Annotated in this window: 27 protein-coding genes and 1 pseudogene; 6 read left to right on the forward strand and 22 right to left on the reverse strand. The window is 65.6% G+C overall.

What is annotated here, in order from left to right; all coding sequences use genetic code 11:
* Positions 1-713: 713 nt before the first annotated feature.
* The 9 genes from AUC44_RS12600 to AUC44_RS17380 form a co-directional block, all read right to left on the reverse strand.
* Positions 714-1,229, reverse strand: coding sequence for a hypothetical protein (locus AUC44_RS12600; RefSeq protein WP_062159065.1), 516 nt, complete (start codon positions 1,227-1,229; stop codon positions 714-716).
* Positions 1,226-1,570 carry a RusA family crossover junction endodeoxyribonuclease gene (locus AUC44_RS12605; RefSeq protein ID WP_197408541.1) on the reverse strand — a complete coding sequence of 115 codons (345 nt, stop codon included), beginning with the start codon at positions 1,568-1,570 and terminating at the stop codon, positions 1,226-1,228. The genes AUC44_RS12600 and AUC44_RS12605 overlap by 4 nt, the downstream gene beginning before the upstream one ends.
* Positions 1,567-1,722 (reverse strand): hypothetical protein, encoded by a 156-nt coding sequence (locus AUC44_RS16635; protein ID WP_157445364.1) that lies wholly within the window; start codon positions 1,720-1,722, stop codon positions 1,567-1,569. Before AUC44_RS16635 ends, AUC44_RS12605 begins: the two co-directional genes overlap by 4 nt.
* The gene (locus AUC44_RS12610; protein ID WP_062159066.1) at positions 1,719-1,913 is read right to left on the reverse strand and encodes a hypothetical protein; all 195 of its coding nucleotides are present in this window, start codon (positions 1,911-1,913) and stop codon (positions 1,719-1,721) included. The genes AUC44_RS16635 and AUC44_RS12610 overlap by 4 nt, the downstream gene beginning before the upstream one ends.
* On the reverse strand, positions 1,910-2,164 hold the full coding sequence (locus tag AUC44_RS12615; protein WP_062159067.1) for a hypothetical protein: 255 nt from the start codon (positions 2,162-2,164) through the stop codon (positions 1,910-1,912). Before AUC44_RS12615 ends, AUC44_RS12610 begins: the two co-directional genes overlap by 4 nt.
* A complete protein-coding gene (locus tag AUC44_RS12620; RefSeq protein WP_157445365.1) occupies positions 2,161-2,553 on the reverse strand; it encodes a hypothetical protein in 393 nt (130 codons plus the stop codon). The genes AUC44_RS12615 and AUC44_RS12620 overlap by 4 nt, the downstream gene beginning before the upstream one ends.
* A gap of 10 nt (positions 2,554-2,563) precedes the next feature.
* Positions 2,564-3,160, reverse strand: a complete 597-nt coding sequence (locus tag AUC44_RS12625) for a hypothetical protein (protein WP_062159069.1) — start codon at positions 3,158-3,160, stop codon at positions 2,564-2,566.
* 283 nt (positions 3,161-3,443) lie between these two features.
* Complete coding sequence (locus AUC44_RS12630) at positions 3,444-6,173, reverse strand: bifunctional DNA primase/polymerase (RefSeq protein WP_062159070.1); 2,730 nt, start codon at positions 6,171-6,173, stop codon at positions 3,444-3,446.
* Positions 6,170-7,396, reverse strand: coding sequence for a DNA cytosine methyltransferase (locus AUC44_RS17380; RefSeq protein ID WP_417926375.1), 1,227 nt, complete (start codon positions 7,394-7,396; stop codon positions 6,170-6,172). Before AUC44_RS17380 ends, AUC44_RS12630 begins: the two co-directional genes overlap by 4 nt.
* On the opposite strand from AUC44_RS17380, the gene AUC44_RS17105 reads away from it, so the two are divergent.
* Positions 7,337-7,486: a hypothetical protein gene (locus tag AUC44_RS17105; RefSeq protein WP_231724439.1), complete on the forward strand. Its 150-nt coding sequence runs from the start codon at positions 7,337-7,339 to the stop codon at positions 7,484-7,486. The genes AUC44_RS17380 and AUC44_RS17105 overlap by 60 nt on opposite strands.
* A gap of 161 nt (positions 7,487-7,647) precedes the next feature.
* On the opposite strand, the gene AUC44_RS12645 is transcribed toward AUC44_RS17105, so the two are convergent.
* The 12 genes from AUC44_RS12645 to AUC44_RS12695 all read right to left on the reverse strand — a co-directional run bounded on the left by AUC44_RS12645 (position 7,648) and on the right by AUC44_RS12695 (position 11,724).
* Entirely contained in the window at positions 7,648-7,896 is a 249-nt protein-coding gene (locus AUC44_RS12645; protein WP_062159073.1) for a hypothetical protein, read from the reverse strand.
* 117 nt (positions 7,897-8,013) lie between these two features.
* A complete protein-coding gene (locus AUC44_RS12650; protein ID WP_062159074.1) occupies positions 8,014-8,652 on the reverse strand; it encodes a hypothetical protein in 639 nt (212 codons plus the stop codon).
* Positions 8,653-8,778: 126 nt separating this feature from the next.
* Complete coding sequence (locus tag AUC44_RS12655; RefSeq protein ID WP_157445366.1) at positions 8,779-8,964, reverse strand: hypothetical protein; 186 nt, start codon at positions 8,962-8,964, stop codon at positions 8,779-8,781.
* 20 nt (positions 8,965-8,984) lie between these two features.
* Positions 8,985-9,314: a hypothetical protein gene (locus AUC44_RS12660; protein ID WP_062159076.1), complete on the reverse strand. Its 330-nt coding sequence runs from the start codon at positions 9,312-9,314 to the stop codon at positions 8,985-8,987.
* The gene (locus AUC44_RS12665) at positions 9,311-9,583 is read right to left on the reverse strand and encodes a hypothetical protein (protein ID WP_062159077.1); all 273 of its coding nucleotides are present in this window, start codon (positions 9,581-9,583) and stop codon (positions 9,311-9,313) included. The genes AUC44_RS12660 and AUC44_RS12665 overlap by 4 nt, the downstream gene beginning before the upstream one ends.
* Positions 9,577-9,786, reverse strand: coding sequence for a hypothetical protein (locus tag AUC44_RS12670; RefSeq protein WP_062159078.1), 210 nt, complete (start codon positions 9,784-9,786; stop codon positions 9,577-9,579). Before AUC44_RS12670 ends, AUC44_RS12665 begins: the two co-directional genes overlap by 7 nt.
* Positions 9,786-9,989 (reverse strand): hypothetical protein, encoded by a 204-nt coding sequence (locus AUC44_RS12675; RefSeq protein ID WP_062159079.1) that lies wholly within the window; start codon positions 9,987-9,989, stop codon positions 9,786-9,788. Before AUC44_RS12675 ends, AUC44_RS12670 begins: the two co-directional genes overlap by 1 nt.
* Positions 9,986-10,177 carry a hypothetical protein gene (locus AUC44_RS12680; RefSeq protein WP_062159080.1) on the reverse strand — a complete coding sequence of 64 codons (192 nt, stop codon included), beginning with the start codon at positions 10,175-10,177 and terminating at the stop codon, positions 9,986-9,988. The genes AUC44_RS12675 and AUC44_RS12680 overlap by 4 nt, the downstream gene beginning before the upstream one ends.
* Positions 10,174-10,467 (reverse strand): hypothetical protein, encoded by a 294-nt coding sequence (locus AUC44_RS12685; RefSeq protein ID WP_062159081.1) that lies wholly within the window; start codon positions 10,465-10,467, stop codon positions 10,174-10,176. Before AUC44_RS12685 ends, AUC44_RS12680 begins: the two co-directional genes overlap by 4 nt.
* Before the next feature lie 60 nt (positions 10,468-10,527).
* Complete coding sequence (locus tag AUC44_RS16640; RefSeq protein WP_157445367.1) at positions 10,528-10,683, reverse strand: hypothetical protein; 156 nt, start codon at positions 10,681-10,683, stop codon at positions 10,528-10,530.
* Positions 10,680-11,435 carry a hypothetical protein gene (locus AUC44_RS12690; RefSeq protein WP_157445368.1) on the reverse strand — a complete coding sequence of 252 codons (756 nt, stop codon included), beginning with the start codon at positions 11,433-11,435 and terminating at the stop codon, positions 10,680-10,682. Before AUC44_RS12690 ends, AUC44_RS16640 begins: the two co-directional genes overlap by 4 nt.
* Before the next feature lie 64 nt (positions 11,436-11,499).
* On the reverse strand, positions 11,500-11,724 hold the full coding sequence (locus AUC44_RS12695; protein WP_062159083.1) for a helix-turn-helix transcriptional regulator: 225 nt from the start codon (positions 11,722-11,724) through the stop codon (positions 11,500-11,502).
* A 58-nt stretch (positions 11,725-11,782) separates the two neighbouring features.
* Between AUC44_RS12695 and AUC44_RS16850 the strand changes: the two genes are divergently transcribed.
* On the forward strand, positions 11,783-12,400 hold the full coding sequence (locus tag AUC44_RS16850) for a helix-turn-helix domain-containing protein (protein ID WP_197408542.1): 618 nt from the start codon (positions 11,783-11,785) through the stop codon (positions 12,398-12,400).
* A pseudogene (locus AUC44_RS17110) lies at positions 12,360-12,719 on the forward strand (ImmA/IrrE family metallo-endopeptidase); the annotation flags it as partial. The gene AUC44_RS16850 and the pseudogene AUC44_RS17110, both read left to right, overlap by 41 nt.
* 85 nt (positions 12,720-12,804) lie before the next feature.
* On the opposite strand, the gene AUC44_RS16280 reads toward AUC44_RS17110, so the two are convergent.
* The gene (locus AUC44_RS16280) at positions 12,805-13,578 is read right to left on the reverse strand and encodes an IS982 family transposase (protein WP_082688957.1); all 774 of its coding nucleotides are present in this window, start codon (positions 13,576-13,578) and stop codon (positions 12,805-12,807) included.
* An 88-nt stretch (positions 13,579-13,666) separates the two neighbouring features.
* Between AUC44_RS16280 and AUC44_RS12710 the strand changes: the two genes are divergently transcribed.
* The 3 genes from AUC44_RS12710 to AUC44_RS16645 all read left to right on the forward strand — a co-directional run bounded on the left by AUC44_RS12710 (position 13,667) and on the right by AUC44_RS16645 (position 15,419).
* Positions 13,667-13,891: a hypothetical protein gene (locus AUC44_RS12710; protein ID WP_157445370.1), complete on the forward strand. Its 225-nt coding sequence runs from the start codon at positions 13,667-13,669 to the stop codon at positions 13,889-13,891.
* 85 nt (positions 13,892-13,976) lie between these two features.
* Entirely contained in the window at positions 13,977-14,369 is a 393-nt protein-coding gene (locus AUC44_RS12715) for a hypothetical protein (RefSeq protein WP_062159087.1), read from the forward strand.
* 183 nt (positions 14,370-14,552) lie between these two features.
* Positions 14,553-15,419: a hypothetical protein gene (locus tag AUC44_RS16645; protein ID WP_157445371.1), complete on the forward strand. Its 867-nt coding sequence runs from the start codon at positions 14,553-14,555 to the stop codon at positions 15,417-15,419.
* Positions 15,420-15,766 lie beyond the last annotated feature (347 nt).

Genomic DNA, 15,766 nt, shown 5'->3' on the forward strand with positions numbered 1-15,766 from the left:
GCCCGGCGCCTGAGGTGGCTGTAGCGCCTGCCGGTGCGGCCCCCGTTACAGCGCGTGCCGTTGATGGTGCGCCAGTGGGCTTTCTTGACCTTCACCTTGACCATGCGGGGCTCCTGTGGGCATGAAAAAGCCCCGCGCTGGGCGGGGTGAGAGCAGTTGTCGTTCCAGGCCATGAAAAACCGCCCCGTGGGGCGGTCATGGCGTGTTATGGGTTCAGCACTTGTAGCCGATGGGGCTGTCGCCACCGGCACCGTCATCCCAGCAGACTTTGCCAGCTGCGGCGCTAGGGGACGCGAGCACGACGAGGACGAGAACACCGGCGATCAGGGAACGGATTGCTTTCATAGTGGTACCTCCGGGTTGGTTGAACTGACGTGAATCTACAGATTTCACTCGTCCTGCAAGCAGGAAATCCATTTGAACTCGCTGCGGCAGTGTGCTAGGTGCTGGTCTTTCGTGGGCAGGGCTCCCGGAATTGCACCGGCGCGGCAGGCATTCACCTGTCGCGTTCTCTTTGCCCTGACGCGTCCCGGCCGCCACGCCCCGCACAATCAGGCGTGACGACTGGGTGTTGGGCCGGACTGTCACCATCCGGCAGTCTCGAAACGCAACGAAAACCGCCCACGTGGGGCGGTTGGGTTGGTCGCTTGACTACTCTTGCGAGCTTACAGAAAGTGTACGTCCAAGTTGCTTTTGGCGCAACAGCATTGCGCTCACTCGCCCGGGCTGGCAGGCGCGAAGGCCAGCAGGGTGTTCCGTGCCGCCAGGGCCCGCGTGTCACCCAGCTGAGCCCCCAGGGTCAGCACGGCCAGGGCGTACTCCCGCGCCCGATCTACCGGATGCACGAACGCGCCCGTCTCGCGCAGCAGCGTGGCCGGACCCTGCCCCTCCCGGATGCGGCCCAGGAGGGGGTCGGTGTTGCACAGGGCTGCCACGGCGCTCTCGCTGACCCAGGCGTGCGGCAGGCGCAGCTTCGTGTACCAGATGGCTCCGCCGGGCGGCCCGCCGTACTGACCGATGCCGACGACCTGCATGCGGCTGGTCTTGCTGGGGCGCGGCCCAGCCCCCACGACGATCTCACCCCCTTCGCGGGCCGTGTCCCAGGCTTGCAGCGCCCGGTACCACGCTTCCGCTTCGGCGCGGGCATCGCGCTGCTGCTGGCGGATGCTGACGAGGCCGCTGGTGACCTCGGCGAGAATCTCGGCCCGGCTGCGCTTCGAGGCGGTCACAGGGCCCTCAGTTCAACGGTGACGCGCCCGCCGGGGTGGTTCTCGCGGCGCACGATCTCCAGCCGGTCAATCTGGCTGTCATCCACGTACACCCCGGCGTGCGTCAGCAGGTCCAGGACCGCCTTGGGCATGTTGTCGAGGTCCCGGCGGCGACGATCAGGCGGGTACACGCTGATGCTGACGCTCAGGCGCACCTCGGCAGGCCAGTGGCGGGGGGACTGGGTCGCCACCACGGTCAGCCCGTTCTCGCGGTACTGGCGGCCCTCCTGGCTGAGGATGTTCCGGCCGCGCACGCTGCGCCACATGCGGTTCACGCTGGGAGGCCAAGGCAGGGTGATCATGCGGCCCACCTGCGGAACAGCTCGACGGTGCGCTGCCAGTCCGCCTCGGTCAGGAGTCGGCGGCGCACGCCCTCCCCCACGCTGGGCACGTTGAACCCGTGCAGGTGCAGGGTGTGCAGCAGGTACGTCACGGCCTGCGCTTCGGCGTTCATGACTTCACCGCCATGCGGTAGACACGCACGGTCCGGCTGGTCAGCTCGCCCAGCTGCGCGAGGTCAGCCAGGAGCTTCCGGGTGTAGTTGTGCGAGAGGCCCAGCCGCACCGCGTAGTGATTCGCGGGCCGCCCGGGGTCCTTGCGGACCAGGGCGAGCAGGTTCTGCATGTCCGTCGCGCGGGTGATCACGGGGTACCTCCGAGCGCCAGGGCGGCGCGTTCCAGAGCGTCAAGCGCAGCGCGGCGGTCCGCACTGGTGCGGGCGTCACGGGCCTGCACGGCGAGGGTGTGGACCTGTTCAACGGCCTCAGTGATCCGGGCCAGCTGGCCTAGGAAGGCGAAGATCTTCGAACGGAGCATGACGGGCACAGGAACGCCGGGGGTCTTGCCCCATTCGGCACGCAGGCGCACCAGCGAGGTCAGGACGAACAGCGGCGTCACTGCACCTCACCTCCCTCGCTGCCCGCCCCGGCCTGAGCGAGCGCGAGGGCTTTCTGGGCGAAGATGCGAGCCTCCTGGGCACCGATGGGAGGCTCCGCCGTGGCGATGGCCTCCACCACCCCCCACGCTTCCGCCTGGGCGCGCAGGGCAGATTCCAACTGCTCGGCGTACGCCTGCCATTCGGCCAGATAGGCAGCGTCATGGCAGACCCCACAGATGCCCTCGGCGTCGAGGCTACCTGAGCGGCCGCCGCACCCCTGACACTCCCCGAATTTGGCGGCGCTGTAGCTCGATTCGGCTCGCTGGGGACGATCCGCCAGCAGCGCCAGCGGGTGCCGGGTGGCGTCTTCGGCTTTCTTCGGGGTGCTCTTGCTGTCTTTTGCGGTCATGTGGGTCACCTCAGAAGGGGGTCACGTCGAGGTCGCACAGGCCGGTCTTGATCGCCCGGTTGAGGAACAGGACGGCCAGGACGTTGCAGTGGAACGCCTCGGATTCGGGGCTGTGGAAGCGCGGGAGGTACGGCGCGGGGGCGTCCATGGGCGGTTGGTACGTGTCGGGCGTCCAGAGGCTGTCGATGCCTGCCCAGGTGAACGTGAACTCCGCGGGGAGGCCGCCGGTGCCGGTGTAGTTCATGGTGTCGGTGCACGTGTCGCGGTAGGCGGGCCAGGTGCGGTCGCGCAGCAGGGTGACTTGCCGGTCGCGCGCGGTGAGGAGTTCGCCCTGGGTGGCGCCGTCGAGGCCGCGCAGGTAGGCGCAGACTTTCGCGAGGCGTTCGTCCTGGTAGTCCGCAGGGAACTGGTGGGCGTAGGGGTCGCCGCTGATCCAGTGGAGGGCGACACGGGCAGCGGTCTGGTAGTAGGCGAGGAGGGCGCGGGTGTCGTCGTCTGCGAAGGGGGTGTCCTGGGCGGCCCATTCGGCGTCGAGTTGGTCGAGGATCAGCTGCAGGTTGATGCGTTTGGTCTTCGGGGCGGGTTTGGTTGCGGGAGTGATCGCCATGGTCAGAGCCCTCCCTGGTTACGCGCTGGGGCGTAACCGGTGACGCTTCGGTTACAGGGAAACTGCCGTGCTGGACGCTTGGTTACGCGGTTACACCTATTTCGGGCATGGGTGTGCCTACAAGGTGTGCGCGTGCGTGCGTGCGCGTGTGCATACACCCTCAATCTCAGATAGGTGTAACTATTTGAGATTGATAGGGTGTTATTGCCGTGCTGGACGGGCGCAAAGTCGGTTACACCTGGGATGTAACTGGGGCGTAACTGGGCGTTACCGTTACGCCTGCTCACTCGCGCATCGCCTCCTCGAATTCACGCAGCAGATCCGCCTCACAACGGGCTGGGATGAGTGCCAGGGCGATTCGCTTACCTCGCACCGTCTTCCCTTCGGGCGTCTTGTGGACGTCACCCTGCTCGAAGTACACGGCCTGCTCGGCGTACTGCTTGAACAGCGTCACGTTGGCGATCGCGGCCCGCTCGCGGTACTGGGCCTGCACGAGGTCCACGCACACCTGGGGGCGGATGATCAGCTGTCCGCTGGTACTGCTGGGCGCCACGTACTGCCGGGGGTTGCTGACCTTCGTGAGGCAGAACGACAGCTGCTGGAGGAACATTTCCAGGTTGGTGATGCCTTCGCTGCCGCCTTCGAGGGTGTTGAACACGCCGTCGGCGAGGGTGTCGAGGATGAGCTGGTCCGTGAATGCGCTGGGTTCCACGTCGTCTTGCAGGACGAGGAGGCCGTACGCGATGAACGTCAGGGCGTACTGCAGGCGTGGGTTGGACGTGCCGCCTGCGGCCTGCTGGGCGAGCTGCTCGGCGCGCCGGAGCCGCGCCTGGTGTTCCTCTTCGCTCGTGTCGCGCGCGAGGGTGTGGAGGTGCCCGGCGTAGGCCCAGAGCGGGAGGCGGTTGATCTCGCTGTACGCTTCGACGCTGCCCCGGTCTTTCTTGCGGGTGAAGTACAGGACGCCTCGGCTCTTCGTGGCGGCGTCGTCCGTGAAGCCTTCCCCGGCGATGATCGTGGGGGCGTTCAGTTCGTACGCGTGGTCTTTGCTGGCCACGCCGCTGCCGCGCCACTTGACGCCCAGGTCGTGATGCTTGCGCAGTTGCGCGTCGTCGATCTCGCCGGGGCGGTACTCGTCGAGGATGCTCAGGAGGTTGTTCGCGCCGCTGTGCGCGATGTCGTACTGGTAGGGGGTCATGCCGCCGGCCTTGGTGATGCGGGCGCTGTACCCGGTGGTGAGTTCCAGCGCGATCTGCGCGGCGGACGTCTTGCCGCTCTCGCGCTCCCCGGCGTTGAAGAGGAACGGGAGGCGGTTGCCGAGGGCTGGGGTGATGCGGGGGGCGAACACGGCCGCCACGGCGTACCCGAGGACGGCGCGGGCGGTGGCGGGGGTGACGAGGCTGGGGAGTTTGATGATGGCGCGGCGGGCCGCGTCGACCTGCTCGGGCGTGGCGTCGCGGGGCGCGCGGTGGCTGCGGCTGCCGGGGTCGATGGGGGTGCCTGCGTAGAAGACGGGGGGCAGGTCGTGGGTGCTGATGGTGCGGTCTTCGAACAGCTCGAGCCACTCGCCGTCCACGAGATGCAGGCCGTAGGACCGGACGCCGCGCGCAGTGGGGAGGTCATCGCCGGCGAGGCTGATGCCCTGGTAGATCTTGGCGATGTCGGTGTTGTTGGTGGTGTAGCAGACAGCCTGGTATCCGGCGATGACTTCAAGGAGGTCTTTGCGGCTGGCCCAGGCGCGCGCTTCGATCTGCACTTCGCCGCGGTGGCGGCCGTTCACGATCAGGGCGCCGCGTTCGCCGACGGCGCCGTCCGGGTACTGGAGGCGCAGGGTGGGCGTCCACGTCCAGTTGGTGAGCTGCTCGGGCGTCCAGTCGACGATCTCGCCGTTCTTCTTGACGGGCCGGTCGATGGTGTACCCGCCGTGCGCGATGTAGATGGGGCTGGGTGGGGGCTCGCTGATCGGTTGGGGGTTCAGGGCGGGGGCGGGTGTGCCTTCGCTGCCCTTGGTGCGCGTGCTGCCGACGGTGATGCCGGGCGTGGCGGGCGGGGTGTGCTTGACGCCCAGTTCACGCGCGGCGGCCTTCACGGCGGCCTTGAAGTCCCCGCCGTGCTGGTAGGCGACGAAGAGGTCGAACGGGTCGTGCAGGTGCCCGTCGTTCAGGAGGTCGTTGGACGAGTGGTGGTAGCTGCACAGGCGGCCCCGCTTGTCTTCGAGGAGGTGCACGCCGCCGGGGCTGGCGTCCGCACCGGGCCGGGTGTAGCGGGTCTTCGTGAAGGGGGTGTACCCGGCCGCGCGCAGCGCCTCGTGGATGTCGTACTTGCCGTTGTACGCGTCGACGACGCTCTCGCCGTCTGCCGGGGCGCGGTGCGCTTTGCTGCGCGTCTCGTGGGCCTGCTGGAGGCGCGTGAGTTCCTGGCGGCTGAGGGGCGCCTGGCAGGTGCTGCGGGCCGCTTCGTGCAGCTGCTGCGCCTGCTCTTCGGTGAGGGTGGGTAGTTCGGCCCAGCTGCCGTGCGCGGGTTCGTAGGTATTCCCGCTGGGGTGCAGGCTGTGCGGGATCAGGACGTACCCGCCCGTACCGCGCGTCTCGATGGCCACGACGCGGCCGGCGGCGATGACCTCGCCGTTCTCGTCCGCCTCGCGGGGCACCCAGGCGAGCTTGGTGTTGCCGGGCGGGAGGGGGCGGCGGTACGCGACCTGCCAGCCTCCCCCGCCGGTCTTCTGGCTGGGCAGGTCCACGGCCCAGTCCGGCGCGGCGTTGATCCACGCGGGGTAGAAGTCGGGCTCGTCGAAGTCGAGGACTTCGGCGCCGCCGCTGATGGCCCCGCACACGAGGGCGAAGCCGGTGGTCTTGGGGTTGCTGGCCCACTTCTGGATCTGCGCGTGATCGGCGCGTTTCTCCTGGTACGGTTTCCAGGCGATCCAGGGGCGCTTGTCCGGGCCGACGGGGATGACGCTGCATCCCGTGTCGGCCAGGGCCAGCGCGAGGGCGAGAAGGTCCGGGGTAGCAGTCACGGCCGGCCTCGTTCGGCAGCCAGGATCAGTGAGCCGATCAGGAGGGCTTCGTGGGGGACGACAGCGTTGCCGAGTCCTCTAAGTCGGTCCACCCGGGCGGGAACCCCATGAGCCACTCGACCCACAGCGGGTTCAGCTGCCCAGATGCCTCCCCCTGTGCGGCAACCTCGCTCAATGGCCTGGAGTTGCGTTCCAACGTCGCGGAAGACGCGCGGCCCGACCGCCAGGGACTGGCGGTCGGGGTTGGCCACCGCTTGGCAGCCCCCAGCAGCGTCAGGTTGCCCCGGCCGTAGCGCAGACTGCCCCGCTCGGCATCCGCAGCCATCGGCGTCGGAAACATCTTGACGATGGCCACCAGTGCCGGTGAGTTGCGGGCTCGTTCCGATGGGCAATCCCCCCGCTCCGCATCCGATGCCCTGGGCGTTGGGAAGAGGCTGTAGCGTCCCATGTCGTAGCCCCGCACCTTTTCCAGCAGGTCGCCCCGCCCGCCCCGTTCCCCGTCCGATGCTCTCGGCGTCGGCCACAGGGAGGCTTTCACGGCGGTCGCCAGTCCATCCCCGCTGGTCTTGCTGGCACCCTTCCGGTTGTAGTTCCCGCAGACCGTCGGGGTCGGCCACTGGCGGATGGCATGACACAGCTGGTGCTGCCCCTTGCCCCTGCGCGTACCGCCCCTGGCGTCCACCGTGTTCGGCGTCGGCCAGCGATGCGGAATGTTCACCTGCTGTGCCAGGGAGAGCTGCTGCCCTTCCTTGTGCGTACTCTGCCCCGGGTGCTCCGCGTTCGATGTCGTGGGGGTACGCCACAAGGAAGACGCGGTCCCTCTCGTGATGGGCGCCGAGGGCCGAAGCCGGTACGCAATCCCACTCCGCGTCATACCCGAGCGCGGCCAGGTCTGCGAGAACCTTTCCGAAGAACCCGCCTCGGCGCCCAGCAAGGCGACTCGATAGTAGCCCTGGGACGTTTTCCGCCAGTACCCAGCGGGGTCTAAGCTCGCGAATGACTCGGGCAAATTCGTCCCAGAGGTCGCGTTCGTCGTTTTCCGCTTTCCGCGCGCCGGCGAGGGAGTGGGGCTGGCAGGGAAAGCCTCCGCAAACAAGGTCGACTGGTTCAAGGTTGTGGCCTCCCACTTCACGCACGTCCCGGTACAGGGGGACGTCGGGCCAGTGCTTCTTCAGGACGCGGCCGGCGTACTCGTTGATTTCGACCTGCCACGCGCAGGTCATTCCGGCCCATTCCAGGCCGAGATCGATGCCGCCAATACCGGCGAACAGGCTGCCGAATCGGAGTGGTCGCTGGGGCTGCGCATCATCTAGGTGCCAGGCGCGGTACTGGTCCAGGGTCATGCGGGTGACGGTGCCGCCCTGGCGTTCCATCAAGGTCTGCCACGTGGCGCCGTACCCCTCAGGCCAGTCGCAGGTGCTGCCCATCAGGTACCCGGTGGCGCTGTGCGCCATCAGGTAGTCGGGTGTGCCTTTCACCGCAGCCACGCCACACCGTCCCGGTCCTGCTGGGCTCCCTGCAGGTGTTGAATCCACCCGGCGAGGGTGTACGTGGGGTTCCCGATGAGCCGTTCGAGCATGGCGGTGGCCTCACCGTCCGTGAGGTCTTCCAGGTCGGTGAGGCTGGGGGTGCCGTTCAGGTACGCGGCCAGTGCGAGCGGCTGGTACGGTTCGTGCTGGGTCAGGGCGTGGTACAGCTCGGGCCTCAGGTCAGCGGGAACCATCTTTGAGGGACCCGCGTATTTCTTGGCAGTGGTCGTGTGTGAGATCATGTGGTGTCACCTCCGGGTGAACGAAGCCCCGCCCCGCCGGCAAGCAAGTGGCGGGGCTTCGGTTTGGAGTCAGTAGCCGTAGTCAGCGTCGCCGCTGGGGTTGCGCCGCGCGGGCGGCGCGCTGGGGGCCGTCATGAGCGGCTCGGTCTCCCCCGTCGCGACGGGGGCCTTCTTCTTCTTGCCGCCGCTGGTGGGCATGGGGCTCGCCCCGGCCGCAGCGCAGGTGTTGTAGCCCTTGGCGTTCACGCCGAGGGTCAGCTGCGCCGCGCGGCCGAACAGGCTCTCGCCGTCGAAGTCCAGCGCCAGCACTTTCAGGAACGCCTTGCGGCCACTGTCGGTCACTTCGCCCACGGCGGCGGCGAGATCGTCGTAACTCTGGATGTCGGGCCCGAGGTCGATGCTCACGCGGGCCGCGTCGTCGTCGGTCAGGGGGCGGCCCACCAGGGCGCTGAGGCGGTTGGTCCACTTGGCCTTGTCGTTCAGGCGGAAGCCCAGGGGGATGCGGACAAAGCTGTCACTGAACGTGTCGCCGTCCTGGTCTTCCCAGACGAGGCGGGCCTGGGGGAACGTCTTGGTCTTGTCGTCGAAGTCGCTGCCTTCGTCGATGATGATTTCCTTGAGGGCGAAGACGTAGGTGCCGGGGTCGCCTTCGAACCGGTTGGTGTCGCCGCTGCTCTGTCCTTTGCTGCTCTGCATGCTGATGGCCATGTGGGTGCTCCTGGGTGGGTCCATCGGTGGTCGGGTGTGTGTCCGGTGGTCGATGGGTGCTGGGGTCGTGGTGTCCGTGCCGCTGGGCCGCGTGTGCGTTGGGCAGCCGCACCCCTGCCAGAGGGGCTAGTACCGGTGCCGCTTCCACTCCTCGTGCAGCGCGGTCTGCATCTGGACGCCGTCTAGGACCAGACCGAGCCCGGCTTTGACCAGCTCGTGGTTCATGGCCCACAGGCGGTCCGCCATCTCGCCGGACGGTGCGGCGGCCTTGGCCTCTTCAAGCAGGGCCTGAGCGCGAGGCAGGGCGGTCATATCGATCTGGTCGGTGGGGCTCACGCCTGCCCGCCCGTGACTTCCAGCAGCTTCAGCAGCGTCTTGCAGCGGTCGACTTCCAGCTGGGCGACGGTGAGGAGCATGCGGTCCTGCGCGACGTCCCTCGCGGCCTTCTCCAGCAGGCCGTAGTCCTCAGCCAGCAGTGCGCGCAGCTGCCCTTCACGGGCCTCGGCGTTCTTCCCGTCGATCTGGCCGGCGGCGATGGCTTCGGACTTGAACTGCTCGAGGCGGGCGCGGCGCTGCAGTTCGATTTCGGTGCTGCTGGCCAGGACGTGCGTGGCGACAGCCACGGCCCCGAAGGCGGCGTTGATCTGCTCGGCGGTGATCACGCGCGCCCCCGGACGGTGACCATGCCGCTGTCGCCTCGGACGGCCGTGCGGGCCAGCAGGGCGTTGGTGAGGCGGGCGCTGTTGATGTGCACGCCCCGCGCGGCCCGGCGCTGCTGGGTGGATTGGGGCGTGTCGCACGCGGCGCAGATGCCGATGGCGCACGGCTCGCCGCATGTGCGGCACTCGTGCATGACGGGCGAGGACGCGTAGGCCAGCGCGGTGATCAGCAGCAGGCCGAGGATGGTGGCGGCGATGAGCAGGGTCAGCATGCGGGTTCTCCCTTGGGCAGCGGGATCAGCGTCTTGCGGTATTCCGGGTCGTTGAACAGCGCGTTGAGGTAGTCGTGAATGGCCTGTTCCAGTTCGGTGTCGCTCAGGGCGCGCCCGGCCCGCTGCTCGTGGAATGCGCGGCGTTGCTCACGCCAGTCCGGATCGACGAAGAAGGTCTGAGCGGAGTCGTTGTAGCGGGCCATCAGCGGCGCGCCTCGATGCAGAGCCAGCAGAGGGTGGTGCCGGGGTCCACGTGGGTGCGGCACTCGGTGCAGGTGGGCAGCGGGTAGTAGCGGCGCTCGATGAGGTGCCCGGCGCGGCGCACGACGATCTCTCCCAGGCCGGCGCGGGCGAGGAACGCGAGGGCATGCGCGGGGCGGGCCTTGGGTGTGGTGCTGAGCTTCACAGCCGCACCGCCCGCACGGCCAGCGCCAGGGCAATCACGCCGTTCAGTGCGGACTCCATGACGGTCTTGACTTCGAGAATCTTCAGGCCGACGCCGACGCCAGCCATGAAGACGATGAACAGCAGGATCAGCAGCAGCGAGCGGCGCCGGGCGCGGGCGATCATGGCGCTGACGAGCGGGGAGCTCACGCCGCGCCGCCGGGGTACAGGGGCACGCTGACCGGGCCGGTCACGGGGTTGCTCAGCGTCACGATCAGGGCCGGGCTGAATTCCATCTGGGCGCCCCAGCGGGCGTGATCAGCGATGCGCACGGTCAGGTCCAGCAGCACCTGGGCCGCCTGATCGGAGCGCAGGGACAGGTCTTTGTAGGTGCCCCAGTCGTAGCGGACGACCTGCCCGCCACTGATCTGCACGAGGACCGGGGTGCTCGGCCCGAAAGTCTGAGGCTTGCTGTACTGGTAGATGCCGTCCTGTATCATGTTCGTACCTCCTCCCCCCGCTGAGCCGGTGCAACGGCATTGACGCGGGGGGTTGTTGTTTCAGCTCGCCTTGGCGGGCTGCGGGGTGGGCTTGCGCGGGATGCTCAGCAGCGCGCGGTGAATGCGGGCGAGGTTCTCTGGGGCGTACGGATCACTGCCGTCTGCCATCACGACGGCCACGACGCGCACGCTTGAGGGGCGGATAGGCTGAGTCATGCCAGGGCCGCCAGTTCACGCAGCACGGCCTTCTTCTGCGCTTCGAGGCTCAGGAGGCGGCGCGCGAGTTGCTCGGTGCTCGTGTCGGTGGGCAGCAGGCGGGGCTGGTGACGCTTCGCGGCCTTGGTGCGGGCTGCGGCGCCCACCACGCGGACAACGGCAGCCACGCCGGGGCGCGCTTCACCCTGGTAGGGCGTGAATGTGGCGTCCGGCCAGATGGCCTGTACGTCAGGCAGGGGGTACAGGTAGGCGGGCGCGCCACAGCGCGATTCCAGGAAGTGGTGCGTGGCTTCAATGCCCTGACGACGCAGGGTCGTGCTGGCGTGACGCGGGGGAATGCCGACTGCGGCACTCACGCCGCGCGCGCTAATCAGGGCGGGCTGGGCGTGACTATTTGTCACGCTCGCCAGCTGACCGATCACGAGGTCTTCGGCCATGTCGCGGAACAGGCGGGCGCGGGCGCTGCGGATGAAGAACCCGAGGCGCACGATCCCGCGCTTCGTCCAGAGGGTCTGCTGACGTTGCAGGTTCCCAGCGTTAGGATTACTAACGCCCGAGGTCACCGTGATCCAGTGCTTGCCTTCGATCAGTTCGTCGGCCTTGCTCAGCTTGTGCTGACGGATGTTCTCCTGGCTCACGCCGTAGCCCAGGGCCACCTGCTCGGTGGTGGCGGTGAATTCGTGGGTCGGGTCAGGGGTCAACACGACCTCCTGAGTTCCGACTTCGAGCACGTAGGGTGTAATCTGAGTCATGTCATTGACCTCCTAGCGGTCAGTGGGCGGGGCGCTCGGACGAGGGGCGTCCCTTTTCTTTTACTCAAGCTGCGCTAGATGCGACACCTAGCAACTTATCGGTAGAGCAAGTGAACAAGTGGGCCAGCTTGCGAAGGTTATCGTGCGAAGGCTCGTTCTTGTCATTCTCCCAGCGGCTGACCTCCCCGGCACGGTCCCGGCGGCCAAGAATGGCTTCAGCGACGTCATATTGCGACATCCCGCGCTGCTCGCGGAGCTGTCGGATGCGCTGCCCGAACGTGTCATCCATACTGTGATGCTACATGTCGCAACACAATCCGTCAAGCGGGAATATTGCACTCTGCGACATGTCGTATTTCGCAATGTGGAACTTCCAAATACTGTTTGACGTATCAAGTCGCATGTCCCTGATCCATGCGGCACGGGAAGTGACCATGCCATTCGACGCCGAGAGAGCCATAAATGAAGCCGTGGATGCGTACCTGACGCCGATCCAGTTGGGCGAAGAACTGCGAAGATTCATCAAGCGGAGTGGGAAAACCCAGCGCCAGGTGGCTGACGAGGCAGGCATGCCTCAGCCAAGTTATCTAAGTCATATGGTCAACGGCCGCATCAACTGGGTCGAGAGTGCCTATTTCCCAGGACTTGTTACTGCTCTCAACTTATCTCTCCGGGAGATCAAAAAACTGCGGCCCGACATCGTGACACAGCTTGTGACTGCTGCAGTTCAAGCAGGCACATTCGATGAACCCGCAATGCCAGCGCCCAAGCCGCGCACCCTCCCCCACGGCTTGCAGGAAGCGGTGGAACTGTATGGCAAGCGGTACAGCGACTTGCAGGACCCCAGCTGGCAGAACTACCTCGCGGGCTTCCGCTGGCGCGAGGGCGAACCAGAAGAACCCGAGGCGTGGCTGGATCTGTACCGTGACCTGCTGCGGGCTGGCGTGGTGCCCGGGAGTAACTGAGTTGAGGACTGCCACGCACGTCGCCATTCAGTTCGCCCTGAACGAGCACCAGCGGGCCGAGTGGACCACCAACCCTGAACGCCTCTGCTGGGCCCTCGGCATCCGCGTCATCCCAGGGCGGCGCAGCAGTGCCCACGCTGGGCCGCCGGCGATCATCACCCTGGCCCGCGAGCACTACGCGCCGCGCCAGAAGTTCACGATCCACCACGAGATCGCGCACATCCTGATTCAGCGCGCCGGTCTGGAAGACGACATCCTGGCTGAAGTGGATGAGGACGACGCGCACCAGCACCTCGAGGCGGTCACGAACTACATCGCGTCCCTGCTCGTCATGCCGGACGTCATGATCCGCCACGCGCTCGACACGTACGGGCAGCACCCCGAGACCATCCTGCTCACGCCGTTTAGGGTTGGGCAAGGTTGTGAGCGAGTATGGCTAGGACGACACGGAGACGGAGCGACCGCAACGTTTTCGTCTGCACGGAGCGAATCTGAGCCTCGACCAAACCAGAGAACACCGTTTCAATGCGTTTTCGCAGTCGAGGGTGTCGGCCTGGCCGCCACCCCGTGTCATACCGGGTATTACTCTTCGGTGGGAACACGTAGCCCAGGCAGCAGTACCCCTTATCACCGATGATGCGTGGCCCGCCGAAGTCGGGCCACCGCCGGTTGAGCTCGTAGCTTACGGTCGTATCGTGCAAATTGGCTGGTCGGATCAGATACTGCACGATGGCACCTGAAGCGGTGACCCACGCGTGCAACTTGTATCCGTAGACGTCTCCCTGCGTGCCGTAACCCCAACGAGCACCGGGAAACGAACACCGCTTCCCCCGTTTGGGTCGGCAGACGGGCAGAGGCATGGAATCAACGATCACTTCCGTGCAGGACTGTGACGGGGTGGCGACCGCTTCAAGTCGTTCAAGCAATCGCTGTCCCCGTGTATACGCCTGCGTGTAGGAGGGAAGATCGTGTCGATCTTCCCTCAGGATGTTCCACCAGATGGACGGGAATGGATGTTTGAAGACCAGTCGGCTGAGCAACAGGGCGACCAGCAGGGCGTCACTCAATTTCTGGTGCGAACACCGCTTGAGGTCACTGAAATACCGTTTGGCCCAGCGGTGAAGCTGACGGATGACGGCTCGTCGGCCTAAACTGTGATGGAGACGGTATCTAGCCATACCGTCTCCATTTTTTGCTCTCTGGGAACCATTGAACAGGTCATAGCGAGAGCCCTAAACGAGGTTGCTCATCCAGAAGATCGCCGGGGTGAGTCTCCCCGCCGCGCTGCGCCGCTTCACGTACGCCCAGCAGGCCGGCGTGACCACACTCGTGACCAGCGGCGCGTACATCGCCGACCTCGCCAGCACCGACCCGTACAACCGCCTGCACCGGCACCAGCGCCTCCCGGACATAGCGGCGGCTCTCCCAGGTGCGCGGCTCCTCTCCCTCCCCTCTGCCCGGCACCGCACGCTCGCCGTGCTGGCCGTGTAGGACAGTGACCGCTCACGTGAGGCAACAACACGCAGCAGGACGTGCCATACCTGAGGCTTACCGCTCAGGTGCCTAAGGAGACGTCATGAAGAAGTTGCTGATGCTCGCCGTTCTGCTCTCCTCTACTGCTTCCGCCATCACCACCCAGCAGGTCATCACGGCGTTCCAGAAGGCGGGGCTGGAAGCATCCAAGCCCACCCCTATCACCCGGGACGGGTACGGCATGGCCCCGCTCGTCGGGAAGGGGGTCCGCTTTCTGATCCCCAGTCTTGGCGAGGGATCAGGGGGCCGGGTGTTTGATGTCCCGAACACAGCTCAGCGCACCAAGCTGGCGCGGTACTACACGTCTCTGGGAGAAGAGAGTGCCATGCTCTACTCCCACGTGTTCGTCTACAAGAACATCGTCGTGCAGATCAACGGGGAACTCAGCGACGCGAAAGCCGCGAAGTACAAATCCGCGCTGATGAAGCTGAAATGACCCGTCCTGCGATCGGCTGCGCGAGTATGCGGCTCCCCTCTCCCCTCCTATCAATGGCAAACGCTGGTCGCGTTTGCGATGTGGCTCAATATGACGCTTACGCCTACTGATCCACCTTCTGTCCAGGTTGGACGCTGGTCGGGTTTTCTAGAAAGAACGCAAGCCGGACCCACCCGCCGACGGATGACCAGCAATTTCATCGCCAGCGCTGACATCATTTCCCCAATTCTCTCAGGAGTGCTCGCTTGGTATGCGGCTAGTCATCAGCTCTCTGCGCAGATGCCTTCTATTTACCTTTCGGCTTTTACAATTGCGATCTATGTCGGCTTTACCAAGACATTGAAGAGCGGTCTGGATCTCCGAGAAAAAGCAAGTAAGCAACGATTAGAAGCGCAACTGGCAGTGGCCGAGCAGGAAGCCACTGACTTAGCGGAAAAGGCTGCCATAAAAGCGGGGCTTACCGTCCTCAACCATTGGAAGACTGTCAGTCAGCACCACGAGGACGGGATGGATAATGCCAACCGCCAATTACAGCCTATGCGGTTCAGGCGAGATGAGTACGTCGGCACCGAAGCTATCTACTCCTACCTTCGGGCGATCATAGCAATCTTTGATGCGTTCTATCAGGACCATGAAGGGGCATTCAGCGCCAACTTAGCCGTGCCTAGCGCTGACCAACGGCGATTATGGTTGGTTTGCATTGAACCCGGCGGCAACGGACGTAGCAATCCGCTTCCTCGAGAGATTGATCTTTCCAGTGACGCATGGGGAGCAGCCGTTGCTTTTAAAACTGCACGAGTGATCTACACCGAGGACGTGGTTCATCACGGGAACCCTGGGGACCGCGGCTACCGGTCCGTTGTGAATCTCCCCATACGCGGCCTAGACGGCTCGGTCATAGGTGTCGTCAACGTTGACAGTCCGTTTCCTCAAGCCTTCGTCTCCGAGGAAAGCGTGCGTGACGCTGGAGGCTACTGTCGTCCCGTCCTTTCGTCATTGGCCTTATGCCTTGGTGACCCCCGACTCTTCCGCAAGGAGAGAGGAGGATGAAGGGCCGCAGGATTAAGACCCGTGTCATGAAGCTGCACTACACTCAAATCAGCTCAAATCTGTCTCGCACCCAGACGAGACGCGGAGGTTCCAATGCCGAGCAAGACCGCAAACCCCACGGTCGTCACAACACCAATAGGGCGATACATCATCGACTCGCGTCGATCGGAGCCCGGAATTACTCAAGGCATGCGCGAAGCCGCAGCCAGAATAGCCAAAGCAGTTCTGAAAGAACCTACGACCCCGGCTTCCAAAAAGTAAGCCGAGCCCAGCGGTGTCACCCTGAAGCCAGTAGGGTGACACCGCTCATGTCTGCTGGGAGTCCATGATGATTCGTCTCGCCATCG

Origin of the sequence: Deinococcus actinosclerus, from assembly GCF_001507665.1 — a bacterium.
In the GTDB taxonomy this organism is placed as follows: domain Bacteria; phylum Deinococcota; class Deinococci; order Deinococcales; family Deinococcaceae; genus Deinococcus; species Deinococcus actinosclerus.

Bases quoted from the DNA above. Each gene is read 5' to 3' on its own strand.
- AUC44_RS12605 (WP_197408541.1), bottom strand. From the start codon at position 1,570: ATGATCACCCTGCCTTGGCCTCCCAGCGTGAACCGCATGTGGCGCAGC.
- AUC44_RS16635 (WP_157445364.1), bottom strand. From the start codon at position 1,722: ATGAACGCCGAAGCGCAGGCCGTGACGTACCTGCTGCACACCCTGCAC.
- AUC44_RS12620 (WP_157445365.1), bottom strand. From the start codon at position 2,553: ATGACCGCAAAAGACAGCAAGAGCACCCCGAAGAAAGCCGAAGACGCC.
- AUC44_RS12625 (WP_062159069.1), bottom strand. From the start codon at position 3,160: ATGGCGATCACTCCCGCAACCAAACCCGCCCCGAAGACCAAACGCATC.
- AUC44_RS17380 (WP_417926375.1), bottom strand. From the start codon at position 7,396: ATGACCTGCGCGTGGCAGGTCGAAATCAACGAGTACGCCGGCCGCGTC.
- AUC44_RS12645 (WP_062159073.1), bottom strand. From the start codon at position 7,896: ATGGTTCCCGCTGACCTGAGGCCCGAGCTGTACCACGCCCTGACCCAG.
- AUC44_RS12650 (WP_062159074.1), bottom strand. From the start codon at position 8,652: ATGGCCATCAGCATGCAGAGCAGCAAAGGACAGAGCAGCGGCGACACC.
- AUC44_RS12655 (WP_157445366.1), bottom strand. From the start codon at position 8,964: ATGACCGCCCTGCCTCGCGCTCAGGCCCTGCTTGAAGAGGCCAAGGCC.
- AUC44_RS12665 (WP_062159077.1), bottom strand. From the start codon at position 9,583: ATGCTGACCCTGCTCATCGCCGCCACCATCCTCGGCCTGCTGCTGATC.
- AUC44_RS12670 (WP_062159078.1), bottom strand. From the start codon at position 9,786: ATGGCCCGCTACAACGACTCCGCTCAGACCTTCTTCGTCGATCCGGAC.
- AUC44_RS12685 (WP_062159081.1), bottom strand. From the start codon at position 10,467: ATGATACAGGACGGCATCTACCAGTACAGCAAGCCTCAGACTTTCGGG.
- AUC44_RS16640 (WP_157445367.1), bottom strand. From the start codon at position 10,683: ATGACTCAGCCTATCCGCCCCTCAAGCGTGCGCGTCGTGGCCGTCGTG.
- AUC44_RS12690 (WP_157445368.1), bottom strand. From the start codon at position 11,435: ATGACTCAGATTACACCCTACGTGCTCGAAGTCGGAACTCAGGAGGTC.
- AUC44_RS12695 (WP_062159083.1), bottom strand. From the start codon at position 11,724: ATGGATGACACGTTCGGGCAGCGCATCCGACAGCTCCGCGAGCAGCGC.
- AUC44_RS16850 (WP_197408542.1), top strand. From the start codon at position 11,783: ATGTCGTATTTCGCAATGTGGAACTTCCAAATACTGTTTGACGTATCA.
- AUC44_RS16280 (WP_082688957.1), bottom strand. From the start codon at position 13,578: ATGGCTAGATACCGTCTCCATCACAGTTTAGGCCGACGAGCCGTCATC.
- AUC44_RS12715 (WP_062159087.1), top strand. From the start codon at position 13,977: ATGAAGAAGTTGCTGATGCTCGCCGTTCTGCTCTCCTCTACTGCTTCC.
- AUC44_RS16645 (WP_157445371.1), top strand. From the start codon at position 14,553: ATGACCAGCAATTTCATCGCCAGCGCTGACATCATTTCCCCAATTCTC.